This window comes from Mangrovibacter plantisponsor (assembly GCF_003182475.1).
Lineage (GTDB): Bacteria > Pseudomonadota > Gammaproteobacteria > Enterobacterales > Enterobacteriaceae > Mangrovibacter > Mangrovibacter plantisponsor.
Genome location: NZ_QGTS01000004.1, coordinates 125,233 through 131,381, shown reverse-complemented (window position 1 = coordinate 131,381; position 6,149 = coordinate 125,233). Strand labels below are relative to the sequence as shown.

Below are 6,149 nucleotides of genomic sequence, written 5' to 3'. Positions count from 1 at the left end.
AGCTTTTCTTCAGGTGACGACGATCCAGCTTGAAGCAGACAGAACGGCTGCGATCCACAATGCATTAATGTCTGGTGATTCGTCTGAAGCAAAACTGATCTTACCCACGATCTGTGGTTCCGTGCCGTTATTGGCTGGTCGATGACCTCACGAATGACGGCGAAGGAAAAATAAAGGAAAGCGTGATGAGTGGAACTGATTTAAGCGTATACCTGAGGCTCGCGTTATGGGAGCTTAAATTTAAATTTTTTATTCTAATTTAATAAAATACAAAATATTTTAATCATTCAAATTGAATGTCGTTGGCAAATCAGATGATGGAAGGGTGCTTCCGGCGGCGGTACCGGAAGCGTGGGATGGAACGTATTATCCGATATATTTTTCCATGTTCTCGCGGCACAGGGTGGCGATGTCATACAGGTCATATTCCCAGCGATCCGGGCTGAAAAGCTCTGCCGACCACATGCCGTCGTAACCGGTAGATTTCACTGCATCGACATAAGCCTGAATATCAATTTCCCCTTCGCCAGGCATGTAATTGCGCAGCACCATCTGATCCCATGGCTCACCCGGTTTCGGCAACCGTCCATCACAGAAGTGCACGCCATAAATCAGATCTTTATCCATTTGCGCGACTTCTTCCGGCGGGGAGCCTGCAGCATAGAGGTGCCAAAAGTCGATCACCATACCAACATTTTGCTTGCCGACACGGCGGATCACCTCCAGCCCTTGCTGCAGGGTACGGAACTTGGTAAAGGCAATCACTTCTATCTGGTAGCGCACACCATACTCTTCGCCGATGCTCGCAATGGCACTGACGTTTTCAGTAATAATGTCCATTACGGTATCGTCTGCTTTATCATCAATACCGTTCAGCGCGAGGATCTGTACTGTCGGACAGTTCAGTTCGGCCGCAGCGCGAGTCAGTCGGGTGGCTTCCGCCAGCATCGCTTTTTTCTCTTCGCCTTTATAGCGTTCCATTTCAAGCAATGCATTGACACAACCAACGGAGAGGCCATAGCCGTCCGTAACCTGTTTCAGCTTTTTAGTGGTACCACCATTATCCAGATAACGCACCAGCTTCGCACTGAGCAACTCCAGGCTTTCGTAGCCAGTGTCGTGGGCAATGCGCGCATCGGTAAGAATGTTGCAGTAATGTGTTGAAATGCCATGTAATGCTTTTTTCATAGAGTACTCCAGACGAGGTTTTATAATTACAGGCCGGTCATTTCACTAATGCATTGCTGGAAGGTATTCTCTTGGTCCAGTTCCGGTATATCGTTATTGGTCCATCTAATGGGAATGGCCAGTTTCACGTAATCACGGTTCATTAGCGTTTATCCCGGCTTTAGTTTTTATTGTTCAGATACTGAGCTATACCCCACAACACAAGTGCGTGGTCGTCCTGAGCCGGCAGCCCGCTGACGCTAACAGCCCCCATTACCGCACCGGAGGTATGCAATATCGGGAAGCTACCGCCGTGGTCACAGTATTCAAACTGGTTAATAAAGTTGTGGTGCTCCATACGCGAACCCGTTTTTTCGTAGTTCAGTCCGGCATACATAGAGGAGTGTGCAAGGCGCAGCACGGAATTACGTTTACGTTTCATCCATTCAATATTGTCGGAAGTGGAACCGGCCAGGGCTGCGAAAAAGAGCGGTTGACCAAAGGCATATACTTCAATGGCTACTGGCGCACTCTCTTTTGCAGCGCGCTGACGAATAGCCAGTCCAATTTCCCAGGCCGCATTAAAGTCAAATTCACTAAAACGGTGTTCTTTTTCCTGTTTCAACAGCTCATCAAGGGTAAGTGAGTGACTCATGGCATAACTCCGTAGTAAGTAGAGGTTGATTACTAAAACAGAGGTTATGCTTTGGAAATAAAAATTTCAATACACCAATAAAATGAAATTAATTAGCCATTTTTTATGTTATTGATTTTTTTATGATTTTCTAAATGAAATGATATTGAGGTGTGTTACATAACGGCGGATCATGCTTTGTATTCGTGATCGCTATCACTTACCAGAAATGAGCGTCTGTATTAACGCTGTGCGCGTATTGACTGAACCATCGGAAACAGGAGCGGCAACACTATGTCTGCCGCAGGACGTGTCATACCTGAATATCAGCATCAGCCATTATGATGTAAGCGAAGGCGAGTCCTGCGTATATAACATGTTTAAACGCTGTTCCGGCAATACCGAAACAGCGTGAGTAAAGTGGTGACTACAGTGCAATCAGGCAGCGCTGGGAGCAAGAGTAATCCGGTCCAGCGGGCCGACGACAAACAGGTAAGAAACCAGCCCAATCAACCCCATTGAACCCACATATAAAATGGCGTAATCAAAAGACTGAGTATTGGCAAGGATGATACCAATCACCAGCGGAGTGATGATGCTCGCCATATTGCCACACATATTGAATACGCCACCTGCAACGCCTAAAACTTCTTTGGGCGAAGTGTCGCTCAGTACACACCAGCCCAGGTTACCAAACCCTTTAGCGAAAAAGGCCAGGCTCATGGCGGCGATTACCACAAATTCTGAAGACGTATAATTGGCAACCACTATTACGCAGGAAAGCAGCATTCCGCAAATAACCGGGAGTTTGCGTGCGGTTGTCAGGTTGTAACCACGTTTGAGCAACCAGTCGGAAAACACACCGCCCAGCAACCCACCAATAAACCCGCATATCGCCGGAATACTGGCAACAAAACCCACTTTAAGAATGGACATCCCTTTAGCCTGATACAGATAAGTTGGAAACCAGGTCAGGAAGAACCAGGTAATTGAAGTGACGCAGAACTGCCCGATATATACGCCAACCATCATGCGGTTCAGGCAAACACTTTTGATTTGTGCCAGGGTGATTTTCTGCGTTTCTTTTTGACTACCTAACGTGGGTTCTCCACCACCCTGGCGGATATAGTCAATTTCATGTTGATTAACTTTTGGGTGTTTCAGCGGGTCTCGAACCTTAATCAGCCAGAGTGCGCCAAGAATTACGCCTGTTGCGCCAATATAGTAAAAGACAAAATGCCAGCTCAAATTATGCAGAATAATCGTCATCAGCGGAGTGATAATACCTAATGAGATATATTGAGCGGCCTGATAAACCGAAGTCACAAATCCGCGTTCATTATTCGGAAACCACTGAACACTCAGGCGGCTATTTGCCGGGAAAGCAGGGGCTTCAATTGCACCCATCAATAAACGCAGTATAACTAAAACAATTAATGGGCTGGTGTACAGATAAACCGTACCCTGTAGCATAGTTACCAGTGACCAGATAATCAGTGCACAGCCATAAACCAGCCGTGAACCATAGCGGTCGAGTAACCATCCGCCCGGTAACTGCATAATGACATAGGCTATACCGAATGAGGAAAAAGCCAGGCCCATTGCTTCGGGATCAAAAGCCAGGTCTTTTCCCATAATAAGGGCTACCACTGATAACGTAGCCCGGTCTGCATAATTAAATACTGTAGCGAGAAACAGAAATAACAGAATGCTGTAGCGTACTTTAGTGCGCTTTATTATTGTGCTCATTTATCGACTCCGCGGGTAAGGGCAGAATGATCTCTGTAGGGAAGAGGGCGGGTATTACCCGCCTCGGGTTATCAGGGGCGTTTGCCAAATTCACAACTGAGTTGCGTCCAGTTGCGAGCCTGCTCGCTGAGAGTGAATCCCAGGCCGTGCCGGTCGGAAATCCACATACGCCCGTCACGCAATTCAAGTTGTTCGTTGAATAATGGATTCAACCATTCGAAGTGCTCCAGCCAGGGTTCAAGTGGGTAAGCAGCAGCCAGGTGCAGGTGTACTTCCATGGCGAAGTGTGGCGCAAGTTTGCGGCCATGTTTGGCTGCCAGTTCCATGATCTTCAGGAATGGCGATATCCCGCCAACACGGGGGGCATCGGGTTGAACGAAATCACTGGCATTACCGAGGATCAGTTGTTCATGTTCACGAAAGCTGGTGAGCATTTCGCCTGTTGCGATGGGGGTATCAAGTGCGGCGGCAAGTTGTGCATGCCCTTCCACGTCCCAGGCGTCCAGCGGCTCTTCTATCCATATCAGGTTAAATTGCTCCATTTCGCGGCCCATACGAATTGCTGTTTCTCTGTCCCACTGCTGGTTGGCATCAACCATTAGCGGGAAATGATCTCCCAGCGCTTCACGCACTGCGCTTAAGCGACGCAGGTCTTCAGCGCAGTTGGGTTGGCCAACTTTTAACTTGATCCCACCAATTCCGTTCTCGCGTGAAATAACAACATTTTTCAGCACCTGATCCAGCGGGGTGTGCAGGAAGCCGCCGGAAGTGTTGTAACACTGCACTGAATCGCGATGGGAACCCAGCAATTTAGCCAGAGGTAAACCCGCGCGTTTGGCCTTCATATCCCACAAGGCGATATCGATAGGGGAAATTGCCTGCACAGCCATACCACTGCGGCCAACCGAGGCACCTGCCCATAATAATTTGGTATAGATTTTTTCGATGTCATTAGGGTCTTCACCGAGCAGGTTATCGGCAATTTCTTTTGCATGTGCGTAAATACCCTGGCCACCGGCCCGCTTGGAGTAACTAAAACCCACACCTTCAAACCCGTCACGGCTGCGGATTTCAGCAATGATAATAGCGACTTCCGTTAACGGTTTTTGCCGGCCAGTCAGTACCTTGGCATCGCTTACTGGTGTTGCGAGCGGCAGAAATGCCAGCGACAGTTTTACCCACTCGATTTGGTCCCCGGTTTCAGCGGCGGTTTTTCCATTGGCAACTTTTGCGTAGGTCACGGATTCAGAGTTTGCACTTAAAGACATGGTTCTCTCCTGGTTAATGTAAAAATGATTGCGCTAACATTTTTATTTTTACTGAGCGTAGTTATCCAGAGAGATGGCGTGAAATTGAACATCACGTCACAAACAAAAGCGATTATTTAGCGATTTATTCAAAATGGATCACATTTTTGATCATGTGCAAAGTTTGTGAAAGATAAAATGATTGCGTTAACATTTTAATGCGGAAGGTGAGTTTGTACTGCGGTTTTTTCGGGCAGATGATGGGGGCGCTGGCAATGACCCGGGGCATGATGAATAATGTGCAGATAAATCAACAGATTTTCAGGGAATCAACGGTGAAGAGTACCAGACATCCACGCGCCCCAACGCTGGAAGATGTTGCACGCAATGCCGGGTTGTCGCCAATGACGGTGAGCAGGGCGTTGAATACCCCACAGTTGGTGCGCCCAAAAACAGTTGAGAAAGTGATGCTTGCTGTTCGTGCCACAGGTTACATTCCCAATGCTATGGCCGGTGGGCTGGCATCACGGCGCAGTAAACTGGTGGCAGTAGTGGTGCCTCAAATCAACAACAATATGTTCGTGGATACCATCCAGGCTTTGAGTGATGAGCTGGCGCGGCGGGGCTACCATATGTTGCTGTGCGTGGCAGGGTATACCGAACAAACTGAAGCCGAGCTGGTTGCGACGTTGCTTTCCCGCCGCCCAGACGGCGTGGTTCTTACCGGTATTCACCATACAACTGAACTCAAGAAAGTGATTCTTAATGCCGCTGTCCCTGTGGTGGAAATTTGGGATCTAACGCCAACACCGCTGGATATGCTGGTGGGGTTTTCCCATGAGCGAGTAGGGCAGGCAACCGCGCAATATCTGCTTCGCAAAGGGTATCGTCGCCCAGGGTTACTTTGGACGTCAGACAGCCGTGCAGCACAGCGTAAGCAAGGCCTGTGTGATGTATTTGCCAGTTGTATCAGCAAGGGCCTGCCCCAGGTGGATGTCCCGCTTCCGGCCTCACTGGCGCTGGGGCGTTCCGGGTTGTCGCAATTGCTTGGCGAAGGAACCTTTGATGTCATTGTGTGCAGTTCAGACACTCTGGCACAGGGCGCAATCATGGAGGCGGAAAGCCGGGGTATGCGAGTGCCTCAGGATTTGGCCGTCATCGGGTTTGGCGACCTGGATTTTGCAGCCAGCAACCGGCCCACAATTACCACCATTAGTGTAGACCGGCGGGCTATTGGGCAGCAGGCGGCGTCTCTTCTGGCCGAGCGTATTGAACAGCAGCCTTGTAAGGCACCGATTATTGATATCGGTTTTCACCTGGTTGAGCGGGAATCTGCGTGAGGAGATCAACAG

5 protein-coding genes and 1 pseudogene are annotated in these 6,149 nt (G+C 48.9%); 1 reads left to right on the top strand and 5 read right to left on the bottom strand.

The genetic code is table 11. The annotated features are described in order from the left end of the window. Positions 1-366 precede the first annotated feature (366 nt). The 5 genes and pseudogenes from DES37_RS07485 to DES37_RS07460 all read right to left on the bottom strand — a co-directional run bounded on the left by DES37_RS07485 (position 367) and on the right by DES37_RS07460 (position 4,818). On the bottom strand, positions 367-1,188 hold the full coding sequence (locus DES37_RS07485) for a sugar phosphate isomerase/epimerase family protein (RefSeq protein WP_110025403.1): 822 nt from the start codon (positions 1,186-1,188) through the stop codon (positions 367-369). 38 nt (positions 1,189-1,226) lie between these two features. Beyond that, positions 1,227-1,331, bottom strand: a pseudogene (locus DES37_RS07480) (myo-inosose-2 dehydratase); the annotation flags it as partial. Positions 1,332-1,348: 17 nt separating this feature from the next. Further along, positions 1,349-1,822 (bottom strand): heme-degrading domain-containing protein, encoded by a 474-nt coding sequence (locus DES37_RS07475; RefSeq protein ID WP_110025402.1) that lies wholly within the window; start codon positions 1,820-1,822, stop codon positions 1,349-1,351. 417 nt (positions 1,823-2,239) lie between these two features. Continuing rightward, positions 2,240-3,550: an MFS transporter gene (locus tag DES37_RS07465; RefSeq protein WP_110025400.1), complete on the bottom strand. Its 1,311-nt coding sequence runs from the start codon at positions 3,548-3,550 to the stop codon at positions 2,240-2,242. A gap of 71 nt (positions 3,551-3,621) precedes the next feature. Next, positions 3,622-4,818 (bottom strand): L-talarate/galactarate dehydratase, encoded by a 1,197-nt coding sequence (locus DES37_RS07460; RefSeq protein WP_110025399.1) that lies wholly within the window; start codon positions 4,816-4,818, stop codon positions 3,622-3,624. A gap of 314 nt (positions 4,819-5,132) precedes the next feature. On the opposite strand from DES37_RS07460, the gene DES37_RS07455 reads away from it, so the two are divergent. After that, positions 5,133-6,137 carry a LacI family DNA-binding transcriptional regulator gene (locus tag DES37_RS07455; RefSeq protein ID WP_170123742.1) on the top strand — a complete coding sequence of 335 codons (1,005 nt, stop codon included), beginning with the start codon at positions 5,133-5,135 and terminating at the stop codon, positions 6,135-6,137. Positions 6,138-6,149: the final 12 nt, after the last annotated feature.